Raw genomic sequence first — 17,727 nt, forward strand, 5'->3', positions numbered from 1 at the left:
AATGTCATTGCTCCAGTCTGTACAATTGGTGTAACCGTACAGGTTGGGCAGGCTGGTGTTGGTGGCGTAACAGGGTAGCTCGGATCGGTCGGCGCCAATGGCGTAGGATCAGTTGAGTTTGCTGTTACGGTATTGTTCTTAGGATCTTTTCCTGTTGCAATTGCTACGTTGAATACCCCTCCGTTATCGATCTCTGCCTGTGTTAAGGTGTGGAAACCGGTAAAGGCAGTGTTGTCTACCGCTCCTGCTGCAAGTGTGGCAATCGGTCCACCAGTAATAGTAGCATTGGCATCTGTAATAGAAATATTTGTTAATGCTATTGTACCACTATTTCTTACTGAGAAAGTATAGTTAATGCGATCTCCTGCATCTACTTTTCCATTTCCGTTAAAATCAAAATATGTTCCATCCTTTGCTAAAGTCATTTTTGGATCGTAAACATTTATTGTTACGGTTATAGGATCCGATTTTACACCATCTGGAGTTTCCAAAATATAGGTATAGGTGTCTGTTCCTACATAACCATTATTTGGCGTATAAGTGATAGATTTATCAGGATTAATAGTAATTGTTCCATTGGTTGGATTTATTCCTCCTAAAATTACTAATGTTCCAACTCCACTTGTACCATCATTTGCAATTACATTAGTGGTAGTTGGTATATTAATTGGAGTGATATCTGTATCTGCATTGCCTACAGGTTTAATATTAATAACAAATGTCTGAATAACTGATTCATCAATTCCACCATTTGCAGTTCCTCCATTATCATGAATTTTTACAGAAACTGTTGCTTTACCGTATTGATTTGGTGCTGGAGTATAGGTTAAGTTACCATTCGCATCTATAGCTGGTTGAGTGGTGAACAAGCTATTTTTATCATTAGTTACAATAAAATCTAATAACTGAGCGCTTTCATCAGCTGGTCCTTTGCTCAGTGCTGAGGCCCATCCAGTTACAGTTTGCACTGCAGCTACTGAACTAATTGCGATAGTTTGATCTGCTCCTTTTGTAAATGATGGTGCATCATTTACAGGTGTAACAGTTAATGTTAGTGTACTTGTTGCAGAACCATTAGGACCTTTTAAGTCGTTAACCGTATAGGTAATTAATGGCACTGCTCCATTAAAGTTTGGCGCCGGAGTAAATCTATAACCACCTGTTATGGCGATATTAATTGTTCCAACTCCAGGAATTACAACATCGTTTCCAATTATCTGCGTTCCAACTATACCCGCTATAGTATAATCAGTAACGGCTAAAGGTGTATCTCCATCTATATCAGAGTCATTGCTTAATAATCCATTTGCAGGTAACACAACCAAAGTAACGTCTTCTAATGTAGTTGCTAAATCAGGTGCAGCTGTTGGTGCATCATTTACAGGATTTACTACAACTGTTAAACTTGCCTGATTAGAAGTTGCTCCATCATTATCATTTATTGTATAATTGATGCTTGCAGTACCATTAAAGTTAAGTACAGGGGTAAATAATACATTTCCAGTTGCTGGAGTTAACGTCCATGTGCCTTTTGCATCCGTAAATGTCAATTGCTGACCAGCAGTTAATGGATCCAAATCTATAGTAGATGAAACCACATTTCCATCAATATCTATGTCATTATTTTGTATAGCAAGCAAAGTTACCGGAGTGTCCTCATTGGTTGTTATTGTATTTGCAACAGCAACTGGTGGCGTATTCGTAAGCGGGATGGTGAAGGTTGCAGGTGTTGCATCCTCGGCCCCGTTGTTGTCGATCGCAGCAAGGGTAAACGTTACCGGTGCATTGGTGTTGCCTGCCGGCTGGAACTTCAGTCCATCGGCCTGTGCCACCGTAAGTACCTGACCCAAAGTTACCGCAGTGGTACCGTTGGCAAGGTAAAGTGTGCCCGATGTTGGAAGCGTAACGATCTTATAGCTTACAACTGTTCCGTCAACATCCGCTCCTGTTGGGTTCGAGATGTCAACAGGTGTAGCCGTGTTGCTCGCAATGGCCGCATTTGTAATATCGCTGGTTGTCGGTGGGGTGTTGGTAAGCGGGATTGTGAAGGTTGCAGGTGTTGCATCCTCGGCCCCGTTGTTGTCGATCGCAGCAAGGGTAAATGTTACCGTTGCATTCGTGTTGCCTGCCGGCTGGAACTTAAGTCCATCGGCCTGTGCCACCGTAAGTACCTGACCCAGAGTTACCGCAGTGGTACCGTTGGCAAGGTAAAGCGTGCCCGATGTTGGAAGCGTAACGATCTTATAGCTTGTTACCGTTCCGTCAACATCTGCCCCAATCGGGTTCGAGATGTCAACAGGTGTTGCCGTGTTGCTCGCGATTGCAGCATTGGTGATATCGCTGGTTGTCGGTGGGGTGTTGGTAAGCGGGATGGTGAAGGTTGCAGGTGTTGCATCCTCGGCCCCGTTGTTGTCGATCGCAGCAAGGGTAAATGTTACCGTTGCATTGGTGTTGCCTGCAGGCTGGAACCTAAGTCCATCGGCCTGCGCCACCGTAAGTACCTGACCCAGAGTTACCGCAGTGGTACCGTTGGCAAGGTAAAGCGTGCCAGATGTTGGAAGCGTAACTATCTTATAGCTTACAACCGTTCCGTCAACATCTGCCCCAATCGGGTTCGATATGTCAACAGGTGTTGCCGTGTTGCTCGCTATTGCGGCATTGGTGATATCGCTGGTTGTTGGTGGGGTGTTGGTAAGCGGGATGGTGAAGGTTGCAGGTGTTGCATCCTCGGCCCCGTTGTTGTCGATCGCAGCAAGGGTAAAGGATACCGTTGCATTGGTGTTGCCTGCCGGCTGGAACTTCAGTCCATCGGCCTGTGCCACCGTAAGTACCTGACCCAAAGTTACCGCAGTGGTACCGTTGGCAAGGTAAAGCGTACCCGATGTTGGAAGCGTAACGATCTTATAGCTTACGACCGTTCCGTCAACATCCGCTCCAATCGGGTTCGAGATGTCAACAGGTGTTGCCGTGTTGCTCGCGATTGCCGCATTGGTGATATCGTTGGTTGTTGGTGGCGTGTTGGTAAGCGGGATGGTGAAGGTTGCAGGTGTTGCATCCTCAGCTCCGTTGTTGTCGATCGCAGCAAGGGTAAACGTTACCGGTGCATTGGTGTTGCCTGCCGGCTGGAACTTAAGTCCATCGGCCTGTGCCACCGTAAGTACCTGACCCAGAGTTACCGCAGTGGTACCGTTGGCTAGGTAAAGCGTGCCCGATGTTGGAAGCGTAACGATCTTATAGCTTGTTACCGTTCCGTCAACATCCGCTCCAATCGGGTTCGAGATGTCAACAGGTGTTGCCGTGTTGCTCGCGATTGCGGTATTGGTGATATCGTTGGTTGTTGGTGGGGTGTTGGTAAGCGGGATGGTGAAGGTTGCAGGTGTTGCATCCTCGGCCCCGTTGTTGTCGATCGCAGCAAGGGTAAATGTTACCGTTGCATTCGTGTTGCCTGCCGGCTGGAACTTAAGTCCATCTGCCTGTGCCACCGTAAGCACCTGACCCAGAGTTACCGCAGTGGTACCGTTGGCAAGGTAAAGCGTGCCCGATGTTGGAAGCGTAACGATCTTATAGCTTACAACTGTTCCGTCAACATCCGCTCCAATCGGGTTCGAGATGTCAACTGGTGTTGCCGTGTTGCTCGCGATTGCCGCATTGGTGATATCGTTGGTTGTTGGTGGAGTATTCGTAAGCGGGATGGTGAAGGTTGCAGGTGTTGCATCCTCGGCCCCGTTGTTGTCGATCGCAGCAAGGGTAAACGTTACCGTTGCATTGGTGTTGCCTGCCGGCTGGAACTTCAGTCCATCGGCCTGTGCCACCGTAAGCACCTGACCCAGGGTTACCGCAGTGGTACCGTTGGCAAGGTAAAGCGTGCCCGATGTTGGAAGCGTAACGATCTTATAGCTTACAACCGTTCCGTCAACATCCGCTCCAATCGGGTTCGATATGTCAACAGGTGTTGCCGTGTTGCTCGCGATTGCCGCATTGGTGATATCGTTGGTTGTTGGTGGTGTATTTGTAAGCGGGATGGTGAAGGTTGCAGGTGTTGCATCCTCGGCCCCGTTGTTGTCGATCGCTGCAAGGGTAAAGGTTACCGTTGCATTGCTAGTACCATTAGGTCTGAACTTGAATGCGTTTGCATCTGCAACCGATAGTACCTCGTTAAGCGTTACTGCAGTCGTGCCGTCTGCCCTAAAAAGTGTTCCGCTTGTTGGTAGACTGGTAATCTTATAGCTTACAACTGTTCCGTCAACATCTGCCCCAATCGGGTTCGAGATGTCAACAGGTGTTGCCGTGTTGCTCGCTATTGCGGCATTGGTGATATCGCTGGTTGTTGGTGGCGTGTTGGTAAGCGGGATGGTGAAGGTTGCAGGTGTTGCATCCTCAGCCCCGTTGTTGTCTATCGCAGCCAATGTAAAGGTTACCATTGCATTGCTCGTACCGTTAGGTCTGAACTTGAATGCGTTTGCATCTGCAACCGATAGTACCTCGTTAAGCGTTACTACAGTCGTGCCGTCTGCCCTAAAAAGTGTTCCGCTTGTTGGTAGACTGGTAATCTTATAGCTTACAACCGTTCCGTCAACATCTGCCCCAATCGGATTTGAGATGTCAACAGGTGTTGCCGTGTTGCTCGCTATTGCGGCATTGGTGATATCGCTGGTTGTTGGTGGAGTATTCGTAAGCGGGATGGTGAAGGTTGCAGGTGTTGCATCCTCGGCCCCGTTGTTGTCGATCGCTGCAAGGGTAAAGGTTACCGTTGCATTCGTGTTGCCTGCAGGCTGGAACTTCAGTCCATCGGCCTGTGCCACCGTAAGCACCTGACCCAGGGTTACCGCAGTGGTACCGTTGGCTAGGTAAAGCGTGCCCGATGTTGGAAGCGTAACGATCTTATAGCTTACAACAGTTCCGTCAACATCTGCCCCAGTCGGGTTCGAGATGTCAACAGGTGTTGCCGTGTTGCTCGCTATTGCGGCATTGGTGATATCGTTGGTTGTTGGTGGCGTGTTGCTGAATGGCATACTCACAGTTGCTGGAGTTGAAACTCCATTGTCAGCATCAATATGACTATATGTAAATGTTAAATTTGTTATTCCATTATTTGGATCTACAGTTAATTTAGAAGGATCGTAATTAGTTATGATTTGGTTAAGCGTAACAGCAATATTATCATAATATAATGTTCCACCCGTTGCCAAACTTCTAATTTGGATTTTATTTGTAAGACTTGTTCCATTATATGTACCATCTTCAACATCAGATCCTGTTAACGTTGGAACGATTAACTGAACTGTACCGCCAGGATTTGATTGAGAAGTAGCAGTAACTGCATTTGAAACTGGTATGTTATTAGTAACCGTTAAGGTCGCAGTTCCAGTTCCATTACTTTGCTTGCCTGCTTCGTCAATAGCTACGAAAGATATAGTTGATGTACCAGAAGAAACGGGATCAAATGTGATGGTTTGTGTTGGTGTACCAGAATTATTTGCCGGAATAATTAAGCTAGTCAATGCGTTAACTTCTGACGGAACATTCGCATTATACGTTACCCCATTTACCACAATACTCGTTGTATTGGTTGGGAAGACTGTAATTCTGATACCAGTTACAGCAGTAGGATCACTACTTACAGTAATATTAGAAAATGTATTGGCAGGTACTGTTACCTGCGTGGTACCTCCCGGATTGGTGACCGTATTGCTACCAGAACCTGCAACGGTTGGAATTTGCTCTATACCAAAATTTGCATTGCTGATGCTTCCGGTTAATGAAGGCAACATGATGATAATGTCTGCAGTTCCATCGTTTCCTGCCCCTGCACCTACAAACTCACCCGTAGGCACATAACCCGCAGGTAACAAAGTTACGGTTGGCGCAGCATTCAATGTTGGAGATGCTGTAGTAAGATAGACCAGATAGTCTCCGTTAGACGGAGCACTTAAGGTATAGTCACCTGCCGTTACAGGCGCAACGGCAACAACCACGTTTGTTGTAGTGTTTACCAATACAGCATTTAAGCCTGCGGTTGTATATTTGGCTCCATCGCTTACGGTATTGGCAGGTGTGCCGTTTAGTCCGTTTACATCATTGTAAACGCTACCTGCAATTACATTGTTAACCGTTAAAGTTGCTGTTCCGGTTCCTGTGCTTTGCTTGCCAGCCTCGTCAATCGCTCTGAAAGAGATTACAGATGTTCCTGCAGCTACAGGATCAATTGTGATTGTCTGAGTTGGCGTGCCTGAGCTGTTGGCTGGGATGATCAAGTTAGTTAATGCCGTAACTTCTGCCGGAACGTTTGAATTATAGGTTACACCATTCACAACAATACTGGTTGTATTGGTTGGGAAGGCTGTAATTCTGATACCAGTTACCGCCGTAGGATCGCTACTTGCAGTAATATTAGAAAATGTATTGGCAGGTACTGTTACCTGCACAGTACCTCCAGGATTACTCACCGTATTGCTACCAGAGCCTGCAACCGTTGGAATTTGTTCTATACCAAAATTTGCATTGCTGATGCTTCCGGTTAATGAAGGCAACATGATGATAATGTCTGCAGTTCCATCGTTTCCTGCCCCTGCACCTACAAACTCACCTGTTTGCACATAACCCGCAGGTAACAAAGTTACGGTTGGCGCAGCATTCAATGTTGGAGATGCTGTAGTAAGATAGACCAGATAGTCTCCGTTAGACGGAGCACTTAAGGTATAGTCACCTGCCGTTACAGGCGCAACGGCAACAACCACGTTTGTTGTAGTGTTTACCAATACAGCATTTAAGCCTGCGGTTGTATATTTGGCTCCATCGCTTACGGTATTGGCAGGTGTGCCGTTTAGTCCATTTACATCATTGTAAACGCTACCTGCAATTACATTGTTAACCGTTAAAGTTGCTGTTCCGGTTCCTGTGCTTTGCTTGCCAGCCTCGTCAATCGCTCTGAAAGAGATTACAGATGTTCCTGCAGCTACAGGATCAATTGTGATTGTCTGAGTTGGTGTGCCTGAGCTGTTGGCTGGGATGATCAAGTTAGTTAATGCAGTAACTTCTGCCGGAACGTTTGAATTATAGGTTACACCATTCACAACAATACTGGTTGTATTGGTTGGGAAGGCTGTAATTCTGATACCAGTTACCGCCGTAGGATCGATGCTTGCCGTAATGTTAGAAAACGTATTTGCGGGTACAGTTACCTGTGTGGTACCTCCCGGATTGGTTACCGTATTGCTTCCGGAACCTGCAATGGTTGGAATTTGTTCTATACCGAAGTTAAGGTTAGTTTGATTTGAATTTATTGTTCCTATTGGAAGAATACTATTCACTGTACCATCATTTCCCGCTGTAGTTCCAATGTTTTCTCCAGTACTTACCCAGCCTGCAGGTAATGCAACGACTGGCGTTACTGTACTGCCTACCGCATAACTATTGGTAGTCAAATATAAACTATAAGCTTTAGTTGAAGGAACTGTTAAGTTGTATGTTCCAGTAGCACTTACTGCTGAAATAGCTTCTACTTTATTGTCTGTAGTATTCCAAGCTACAACATTAACATTTGCAGCTGTATAATCTAAACCATCAACAGTATTAGTAGGCGAACCTAACAATCCATTGGTATCATTAAAAACTTTACCAGCTAAAGTATTTGTTGTGGAGTTAACTGTAATATTAAGAGTAGATGTTGTTGTTGCTGTACCGTCAGTTAATGTATATGTAATTGTATTTACTGCACCTGTGAAATTTGTTACTGGTACAAAGGTATAGCTACCATTTGCATTAATAGTAATTGTTCCTTGACCAGGAATTAAAAATCCAGGTCCACCAAGAGCTTGATCTCCAGCAGTTCCTGCAACTGTAAACTTGGTTACGGTAAGAACATCTCCATCAGCATCTGTATCATTAACCAATAAATCTCCAGCTGAACCTGGAGCTCCATCAGCAACTGTTAAAGTTGTATTCATGTTGGTGCTACTCACATTGGGCACACCAACAGGTGGATTGTTTGTGATCGTAACACTATTGGTTTTAATGTTATTACATCCTACCCCACTTGGTGCTCCATTACATTCAGTATCAACATTGTTTGAAAAAGCTTGAGTAGCCTCACTTGTTGCATCTGGGTCAGAAATATCTGCTTGACGAAGCATAGTTGACCTAGTACTTAACGTTGTATTCTTTAAAGATGGACCAACAATACCCTTAATTACATAAGTACCCTGAGAACCATTTGTCATGCTTAAGGTTGACTCCCACTTTGTAGCGCCATTTGTAGGTGAAGTTTCTACAATTGTACCATTATTAACAGTTAGCACAGCGGATGTAACAGTGAAACCAGCAGGATGTTCGAAACCAAATTTTGCGCCATTAACATTACTTACACTTATACCAGCAGTAAATAAGTTTTTTATTACAACAGTATAAGTAATCTCATTGCCTGAGGTTGTTGTTGTTGTAGCGGTGTTAGAACTAGTAACCTCTAAATCTGCTGCATCTATGGTAACAGCTATGGTTTGGGTAACTTCAGGCCCTGGTACAAATGTATAAGTATCAATGGCTTTTTCATTTCCATATTCATTTAAACCTTGTCCGGGATATGTTCCCCAAATATGCCCATTAGTGGTACTATTTTGAGGTGTAAGACCCAAAACAGCTCTTTTTGGATTTGGAGGAGTAGAATTAGCTGGGTTCACCACATCAGTGTCATCCCAATAAACCACGTCTCCATTGGCTATTGGATTATATAATCCATCGGTTGTGAGTTGTCTGATGATTATACCTCTTGGATTTGCCTCAACATCCAAATAAGGAAAGTGAACTTCAGCCCCAAATAATTGAACTTTAACAGAATTTAATGTTGTACCTGGTGGAACTTTATTTCCAGCTGTAACCGGATCTGCGACAGAGGTTCCTGCTTTTCCGTCCCAAAATACAGTATTTGCTCCCACAGTAGATGGACCAGTCAATACGCGATCGAAGAAATTACCGCTACCTGGAATAACAATTTTGTAGGTTCCGTTGATATTAGAATTAAATTTAATATAAGCACCTTTATTACTCACAGATGATCCAGAATTTTCAACCCCTTCAAAAGACACTGTTGAAACAGTAGGAACTGTAACAACTCGTTTTAACCAAGTGGTGCCTCCATCCGTGGGATTTATAGCTGCGTCGGGTGGTAAATTTGCATCGTCAGGTTTATTGTAGAAAATTTTATGTGTTATCCCATCAGCATTATCTTGTGCTGTAGGATCTTTAGTATTTATTCCAGCAGTAGAATTTAAACTTTTATAAGTAGGACTTCCTGAACCATTTGCACCAGTAGTAAATCCCTTATTATTAACGAAGAAGGTGAAAAAAACACCAATTTGACCATTGTTGTTCACTTCATATGCATATCCATCTTTTGTTAAAGGATAAACCTTTCCATAAAATCCTTGTGTATTATTAGTGAACGAGTTAGCTATTGAAAGGTTAAGAATATTGGTATAAACCCTTCCAGAAACCCATGCTGTGTTAGCGGCATTTCTTACAGATACATCCCAAGCAGCGATGGTTATCCGTGCATCTCCTGTGGTTGGCTGTGTCCAACTTGCATCTGCACCAACAACTGCTGCTGTTGTAGTATAATTTCCAGCAATTGATGTAATCGCCCCTATAAATTCAACTTTCCAAACCCCTTCTGTGGCAGCAGAAACTGTAATAAAAGTAGGCGCATATTTATTTCCATTAGCGGCTTCAGATGGAGCTAAGGGCCCTGCAAGTTCGGCGGTACGATTGGTTATAAGACCCGTTGTAACCGTAGTTTGAGTTCCTGTTGGTGAGGTATAGCGAATAGATCCACCATTTGCTGCTTGAGCACTTGATGCTACAGCGATTGTTTCGCCATTTTTTGCATAAACATAATGCACACCATGGTTTTTATATGGCCAAGATGCGTTACCGTTTGTACCTAAAGATGCACCACTAGGGTAACTCATCAAAAAAGCCCTATTCCCAGTGGTACCACTCGGATATAAATCCTTAGATCCCTCAGCAAACAGATTAGTTGTAGAAAAAATTCCCAATAATAAAACAAAAGAGAAAAGAATGCGTTTGTAAAGTTGTATCATACACAGAAGCGCTAATATTGCTATATAAAAACTTGCGCAAATATGTGTTTTAACAACATTTTTTTGTGACTCATCCGTGTGGCAAGACGTCCATCCCATATGGATGAATCTATCCTTAAAAAGGGTTTTAGGTACTGAAAATCCAAAGATTCAGTATTTTATACATTAAATGCTATATATTTTATTACAAAATTTAAAGGTTACAACACTATTAGCTGTGACTTATTTAAAAGGAGCATAGTGTAAAAAATACATTATGGTTTAAATATTAATTCTTTCAGTTTTATTTCTTCTGAAGAGAAATTCTATATTCTGAAGGAGTACAATTCATGATTAACTTAAATTGCCTATTAAAAGATGGCTTAGAATTAAATCCACTTTGTTCTGCTAATTCCTCAAAATTCATAATTGCTTCATCTGATTTTAATAGCTGGCATGCATAGGCAATCCTTAAACTATTAATGTATTGATAGAAAGTTTGATTGATTTGTACACTAAAAACTTGTGTTAAGTGGTGATTTGGAAGCTTTAAATAAGTTGATAAACTTGTGAGTGATAATGTTGGGTTTAAATATAATTTTTCGTCCAACATTGCTTTAGTTAATTTTTCTTGATAAAATACAAGCTGCTCGTCAGTTAAAGATGATTTTTCGTATCTAGAATTTTTATTTAAATCAATGTCCTTATTTGTGTCCTTTATATCACTATTTGGCAAACTTAATATACCACCCACTAATCGCTTAACAACAAAATTGAATAATATACCAATATACATTAATAAACAAAAGTAGATTAGCACCCTTAACAAGTTAACTGCTCCCCAATTGTTGCTAATACGGCTAGAAAAAATTACAATTATAAATAACATCGCTAAGAATAAGAGTAAAATACGCCCGAAAACAAATACAAATAATTTATCTTTTAATTTATACTGCAATAAATTTCTTCCGATAATAAATGATAGCAATGAATAACTTATAAATGATATTGCAGCAACTGCATATAAGGATTTTACTACATGCATAGAATAACCTACCAAGCCTACATACGAACTTAGAAAATAGATTGTGTAAATAAAAAATGGTAAGCTATGCAGCGCAATTCCGAGTTTAGAAAAAGTTCCCTTTTTTATGGCGATTAGGCCATAAAATATAATCGGACCATAAAGCAATATAAAAGGAATTATTTTTTGAGACCAAGCTTGATCACCAAAACCAACTTCGATGATAAAACCATAAGTGCTATTAAAAAAAACTAAGCTTACAGTAAAAACGAATACTTTTTTAAATGCATCTGGCAATTTAACTTTTAAAGCAAGATAAAGCGTAATTAATGAAACTAAGCTTATAGCAAATAATAGATATGATATAATTGGAAAAGAATGAGGCATTAATTAATAGGCCAAATTTTAAATAAATTTAAAGCTAAGCAGTTTGCTTATTTAGTCTCACTAAGTATTCAGAAGGGGTAAAACCTGTAATTTCTTTAAAATACTTGTTAAATGATGTTTTAGAATTAAAGCCACAAGAATGTGCTAGCGATTCTATTTTTAAACGACCATTGTTAAAATTAACGAGTTCAATAGCATATAAAATTCTATACTCAGCTACAAAGCTGTGAAAACTTTTTTCGAAATACACATTAAAGAGTTGAGAAAAATAATGTTTTGGAATACATAATTCTTTGGATAATGTTTCCAGAGATAATTTTGAATCTAAATATACTGACTGATTTTCAAAATAAGATGTGATCCTATCTTTGTAATCTAATGCCAATTCATCTGTTAATGGAGAGTTTTTATAACTTTTATAATTAAAATCTTCGTTGTATTGTGGTGTATTTTCAACTCCCTTATCTCCAAAAATCCAGAAAAAACCAATTACCAAATTGCAGAAAAAAAGTAGTGAATAAGTTAAAAATCGATAATCAAAGCCCATATCAATTGGATATATCCACCAACCAATTAATAGCATAACCAGAACTATACAAATTAAAATATAACTTACGGCAATTGATATAATTAAAGAATCTGCATCAGGATAATTCCGCTCATTTGTCTTGAGTATTTTCGAAATAATAAATATGCTATATAAAGCTAATGATACTGCGATAACTACGTAACTATTTTGGTAAAAAACATAAAATTTATCCTGCCAAGGATTTTGTAGATCTACATATAAACTAATATATATGTAATAAAAACTAAAGATTAAAAATGGCAGTAGATGAAAAATGTATTGTTTGCTAAACTCAATTTGCTTGCTTAATATCGCTTTATAACTTAGAAAAAGAAGTGGGCCAAATAATAACCAAATCGGGTTCCAAAGATTTTCATTAGTAACGAAACCTCCATCCTTCCAAGAAATTTTATAATAAATATTGATAAAACTTAGTATAAAAATTACAACGGTAATTAAATGCAGGTCGGTTTTTGGCCTCGATAGGTGGGAAAACCACTTAAAAAAATTGAGCTTAAGCATACATTGGGGATGTAAAACAAAAATACAATTTCTAATTAATTATTAATTAAGAATTTAAATTAATAATTATGGTAATTAAATATTTAAGAACATTGCAATCTTATTCTGTGTTATGTTATAAAATTCATACAAATGAGATCAATTTGGAAAGGTTCTATAGGCTTTGGTTTAGTCAATATTCCAGTTAAATTATATTCTGGCGTCCAAAACAGCAATCTAGATTTAGATATGCTCGATGAACGCGATCATGCCAAAATCAAATTCCAACGTATAAATGAAGATACTCGGAAAGAAGTGCCATACGAAAAAATTGTAAAAGGATTTTTTTTAAAAGATAAGTATGTAATTCTAGACGATCATGATTTTGAGGAGGCTGCTCCAGAAAAAAGCAAAATTATTGAGCTAGAAAATTTTGTTAATATCAGCGAAATTAATCCTATCTATTACGAAACTTCTTATTATACAGAACCCGAAAAACAAGGTACAAAAGCTTACGCTTTACTGTTAAAAGCACTCGAAAAATCTAAAAAAGCTGGTGTTGGCAGATTTGTATTACGTAGTACAGAAAATTTATGCGTTATCCATCCTATGGATGGAATAATTGTGATTACCAAAATCAGGTTTCAGGAAGAAATAAGAGCTTTATCAGAAATTAAAAAAGTGGATACCAAAACCATCCCTAAAAAAGAAATGGATGTTGGTTTAGCATTGATTAAACAATACAGCTCAGATTTTGATATCGCTGCATTTAAAGACACCTACACAAGCGAATTGCTAAAAATTATAAAGGCTAAAGCTAAAGGGAAAAGAGCTGTGGTTAAAAAATTGAAGCCTCAAAAGGCAAGTAGCGATAATTTGTACGACCAGTTGATGAAAAGTTTAGGCGGAAAGAAACAGGCATAAATTTAATTATGCTAGCGAGAGTGTAATTTCGAGATAACTTTTTTAAGATCTATCCCTTTCCCTAAAACTGGTTTAAAGATATCACCAAGGCTTTCTATTCTTTCTAAAGCGTTAAAAATATGGAAATCTTTCATTTTTAAACCTTTTTTCACTTCATTCCACGCAAGTGGCATAGAAACAGTTGCTCCAGGCTTTGGTCGTACGGCATAAGGAGCAGCTAATGTTGCTTGTGCCCTGTTTTGCAAAAAATCTAAATACATCTTTCCTCCCCTATCCTTAACCGCTCTTTCTAAACTTGTATATTTTGGTATTTCCTGATGAACAAGCGTGACTATAATTCTTGCAAATTCTTTAGATTGCTCATACGTATATTTTGCCCCTAGCGGGATATAAATATGTAATCCAGTTGACCCACTTGTTTTACAATAACTTGGCACACCCATATCATCTAAAATATCTTTTGTTATCAATGCAGCTTCAACTACCTGATCAAAAGTGTTTTTTGCCGGATCTAAATCAATGATACACCAAGTAGGATGATCTGGTTTTTTTATCGTACTACTCCAAGGGTTAATTTCAATGCAACCCAAACCAACCATGTACAAAAGTGTGGCTTTATCATTACCTAAAAGGAAATGTTTATCCTCATCGCTATCTCCACTATGATAAAGGTATAAATCTGTCCAATCTGGCACCTTACCTGTTACATCTTTTTGATAAAAACTCTGTCCTGTTATCCCGTTAGGAAACCGATTTAAAGATTGGGGCCTATTTTTAAGGTAGGGTAACAAAACTGGTGCAACCTGTTCATAATAATTGATCAAATCTCGTTTGGTTATTTTTTCTTTTGGCCAATAGATTTTACTCAAATTGGTAAATTTCAAATCATTACCGTTTACTTTTTTACCTTGAGTTTCTTCCTCTTCATTTAAAAAGTTTTTACTAGCGGGTTTATTTGTCTTTAATAAATCGACTTTATTGTCAGTATTTTTAATTATATTAGCCGTTGATTTAGCTTTTTCTAAAACCACTTCACCAGCTTCCTTATCTGGTCTCATCCCTGCAAAAGATGCATGCCTCATTACTCCATCACTCGTCATCTCTGTAAAATTTACCTCACAAATTAATTCAGGCTTTAACCAAGTTGCTTTCGCCTTTGGCGGATTAGGTCTAAATCTACTTGCCTTATTTACATCTGGCTCGGTGCTAAATGCTGGCTTGTCTATAATCAACTTTTCAAATTTCAACAACAATTCCTTTTGCTGTTTAACTGTAAAGCCTGTACCTATTTTGCCAGTGTAAACGAATTTATTTTTATCATAAACCCCAACCAATAGAGAACTAAACGGTTTACTGGTATCATCGTTTTTGGTAAAACCTCCAATAACTACCTCTTGCCTTCTATTTGCTTTAATTTTGAGCCAATTACCACTTCTGTGGTTAGTTTCATAAGTGCTATCTTGCTGTTTTGCAATTACGCCTTCCAACTCCATTTTAACAGCAGCAGCTAAAAATTCGGTTCCAGAAGTATTAAAATGCTTACTAATTTTAATTAGCGGATGGTCTGCAATTACTCTTTCTAAAATTTGTTTACGAGCAATAAGCGGCAAATTTTTAAGGTCATATCCTTCAAACCATAAAATATCAAAAACGTAATACATCAAATTCCCATCAGCTTCGCTTTTCCAATTTTGTAAAGCGCCAAAATCTGCGGTTCCTTTATCATTCACTACAATTATTTCTCCATCTAAAACTGCATTCAATTTTAAATCTTTTAATGCGTTATAAATAGGATAAAATTTTTCGTTGTAAGAATTTTCATTCCGTGATTTGAGCTCTAACTTTGTTTTATTTTTAAAAGCTAATGCCCTATATCCATCCCATTTTATCTCATAAACCCATTGGTCATCATCAACCGGATTAGTGACCAAAGTAGCCAACATTGGCTTTAATTTAGTGTAAAAAGTCTGCTTATCTGCTTTTTTAAGGATGGTTTTTAAATCATTTTCAGTTTCTTCGTGGGTATCGTTTATCTTTTTTTCAATCTCTATTGTTAATTCTTTTGGGGGCTTTTGCTTTTTGGCCTTAACCTCAAAACTTTTGGTTACTTGTGCTATTGTTTTTCCAGAAATAACAGATTTGTCTTTTTTGGTAATCTCATCCGCCGATGCGTACTTATCATTATGTTTAATAAGTAGCCAAGCATTTTCTCCCATCCCTTTGGTTTTTACAAGCGCAAACTCACCTTTTAATTTTTTGCCATGTAAAATCATTTTAACAGAACCTTTTTTGAGCTCTTTCAGTAGATATTGCTCTTGCCCTTTTACGTTTTGCTCTTTAGCTTCTAAAGCTTCATAAGTTCCTTCATCCCAAACAATTACAGTTCCTCCTCCATATTCTCCTGCCGGGATAATCCCTTCAAAATCTTTATAATCAAACGGATGATCTTCAACCATCATTGCTAAACGTTTGGTTTTAGGGTCGGTTGATGGACCTTTTGGAACAGCCCAACTTTTTAGCACGCCTCCCATCTCTAATCTAAAATCATAATGCAAATGAGAAGCGGCATGTTTTTGTATCACAAAGCGAAGTTCTTTTCCGTTTCCTGCTCCTCCTTCAGGTTCTGTTGTGGCTTCAAAAGATCTCTTTTTCCTGTATTTTGCTAAACTCATGCTGATGATTTATTACAATAGCTTAAACACTATAGATTTTAAAATGTTTATGTCTTAAACAGTCATTAAAAGCTGATCTTAAATTATCTACCGATATGAAGAAACAGAAAAAGCAAGAAAACAAATCTAATCCAGATCAAAAATATCCGGTGCCGCCGTTTCCTAAACAAGAACAAAATCCGCCAGGTAGCGAAAAAGATTTAAAACCTTTGGCAGACCATGGAGAAAAATCTTACCAAGGTAATGGCAGATTAAAAGGAAAAAAAGCAATTATCACTGGCGGAGATTCGGGAATTGGTAAAGCTATTGCCATCGCTTTTGCAAGAGAAGGTGCCGATGTTTTAATAAGCTATCTAAGTGATGAGGAAACCGACGATGCAAAAGATAGCGCTAAATGGGTAGAAGAGGCTGGGCAAAAAGCAGTTTTAGTAAAAGGCGATATTAGAAAAGAAAGTCATTGCAAAAAAATTATTGAACAGGCAATCTCATCATTTGGAGGTATTGATATTTTGGTAAACAACGCTGCTTTTCAAATGGGGAGAGAGAGTTTAGCCGAAATACCAAGCGAAGAATGGATTAAAACATTTGATACGAACATACACCCAATGTTTTATTTGAGCAAAGCGGCAGTGCCTCATATGCCTAAGGGAAGCAGTATCATTAATACCACCTCAGTTAATGCGTATAATCCTTCTGAAGTTTTACTACCATATGCAGCAACCAAAGGCGCAATCCAAAACTTTACCGCTAACTTAAGTCAAATTTTGTTGATGGAAGGTAAAGGCATAAGAGTTAATGCGGTTGCACCCGGACCAATATGGACTCCGCTTATCCCATCAACGATGCCAAACGCCGAAAAATTTGGACAAGACACACCTATGGGCAGACCAGGACAACCTGTCGAAGTTGCACCTGCTTATGTTTTTTTGGCATCTGATGAAGCCAGTTACATTGCAGGGGCTACATTACCGGTTACCGGCGGAAGAATTACGATATAAAGTAATAATTATAAAATTAATAGAATGGAAAATCAGAAAAAATCAACCGATAAAGAAAAAACGAAAGAAACAGGTGATGCTAAAGGAAAAGCATCTTTTGATCAAAATGGCGAAGGTGCAGCTCCAAAATACGGACAAGCTGGTAAAGACCCAAGTAAAACAAAAGAAGGTGCAAAAAAGGGAAAACTATAATGTTTTCCCTTTTATTTTAAAGCTAATATTTTCGCCACTTTATTGGCAAATTCATCAATATCAAATGGTTTTGAGATAAAATCGTCTGCTTCAGTTTTTTTGTTGATAGACAAAGCATTGGTATTTGCAGACATTAAAAGTATCGGAATGTTTTTAGTTGCACTAGAGGCTTTAATTTTGTTACATAAATCCATTCCATTTCCGTCAGGCAGCATAATATCTAATATTAAAGCATCAGGTAGCTTAACCTCAAATTTTTGATCGAAGTCTGCTACATTAGCAAATGATTCTACCTCATATCCTTCACTCTCTAATAAATATTGTACAAGTTCTCTTATATCATCGTTGTCTTCAACAACGTAAATATTTCTTTTCAAAATATTATATT

8 protein-coding genes are annotated in these 17,727 nt (G+C 39.2%); 3 read left to right on the forward strand and 5 right to left on the reverse strand.

Features of this window, described 5'->3' with window-relative positions; all coding sequences use genetic code 11:
• The 3 genes from AC07XU_RS13845 to AC07XU_RS13855 form a co-directional block, all read right to left on the reverse strand.
• Nucleotides 1-10,094: cadherin-like domain-containing protein (locus AC07XU_RS13845; RefSeq protein ID WP_494944225.1), on the reverse strand; the 10,094-nt coding region annotated here is incomplete at its 3' end.
• 283 nt (nucleotides 10,095-10,377) lie between these two features.
• Nucleotides 10,378-11,394: a helix-turn-helix domain-containing protein gene (locus AC07XU_RS13850; protein ID WP_494944226.1), complete on the reverse strand. Its 1,017-nt coding sequence runs from the start codon at nucleotides 11,392-11,394 to the stop codon at nucleotides 10,378-10,380.
• A 124-nt stretch (nucleotides 11,395-11,518) separates the two neighbouring features.
• Entirely contained in the window at nucleotides 11,519-12,574 is a 1,056-nt protein-coding gene (locus AC07XU_RS13855) for a helix-turn-helix domain-containing protein (protein ID WP_494944227.1), read from the reverse strand.
• A gap of 132 nt (nucleotides 12,575-12,706) precedes the next feature.
• On the opposite strand from AC07XU_RS13855, the gene ku reads away from it, so the two are divergent.
• Nucleotides 12,707-13,477, forward strand: a complete 771-nt coding sequence (gene ku / locus AC07XU_RS13860; protein ID WP_494944228.1) for a non-homologous end joining protein Ku — start codon at nucleotides 12,707-12,709, stop codon at nucleotides 13,475-13,477.
• Nucleotides 13,478-13,488: 11 nt separating this feature from the next.
• Here ku and ligD read toward each other — a convergent pair whose 3' ends face one another.
• The gene (gene ligD, locus AC07XU_RS13865) at nucleotides 13,489-16,149 is read right to left on the reverse strand and encodes a DNA ligase D (protein WP_494944229.1); all 2,661 of its coding nucleotides are present in this window, start codon (nucleotides 16,147-16,149) and stop codon (nucleotides 13,489-13,491) included.
• A 95-nt stretch (nucleotides 16,150-16,244) separates the two neighbouring features.
• On the opposite strand from ligD, the gene AC07XU_RS13870 reads away from it, so the two are divergent.
• Both AC07XU_RS13870 and AC07XU_RS13875 read left to right on the forward strand, forming a co-directional pair.
• Nucleotides 16,245-17,147 carry an SDR family oxidoreductase gene (locus tag AC07XU_RS13870; protein ID WP_494944230.1) on the forward strand — a complete coding sequence of 301 codons (903 nt, stop codon included), beginning with the start codon at nucleotides 16,245-16,247 and terminating at the stop codon, nucleotides 17,145-17,147.
• A 24-nt stretch (nucleotides 17,148-17,171) separates the two neighbouring features.
• Nucleotides 17,172-17,339, forward strand: coding sequence for a hypothetical protein (locus tag AC07XU_RS13875; protein ID WP_494944231.1), 168 nt, complete (start codon nucleotides 17,172-17,174; stop codon nucleotides 17,337-17,339).
• Nucleotides 17,340-17,350: 11 nt separating this feature from the next.
• Here AC07XU_RS13875 and AC07XU_RS13880 read toward each other — a convergent pair whose 3' ends face one another.
• On the reverse strand, nucleotides 17,351-17,716 hold the full coding sequence (locus tag AC07XU_RS13880; RefSeq protein ID WP_494944232.1) for a response regulator transcription factor: 366 nt from the start codon (nucleotides 17,714-17,716) through the stop codon (nucleotides 17,351-17,353).
• Nucleotides 17,717-17,727: the final 11 nt, after the last annotated feature.

This window comes from Pedobacter sp. GW456-11-11-14-TSB4 (assembly GCF_059424425.1).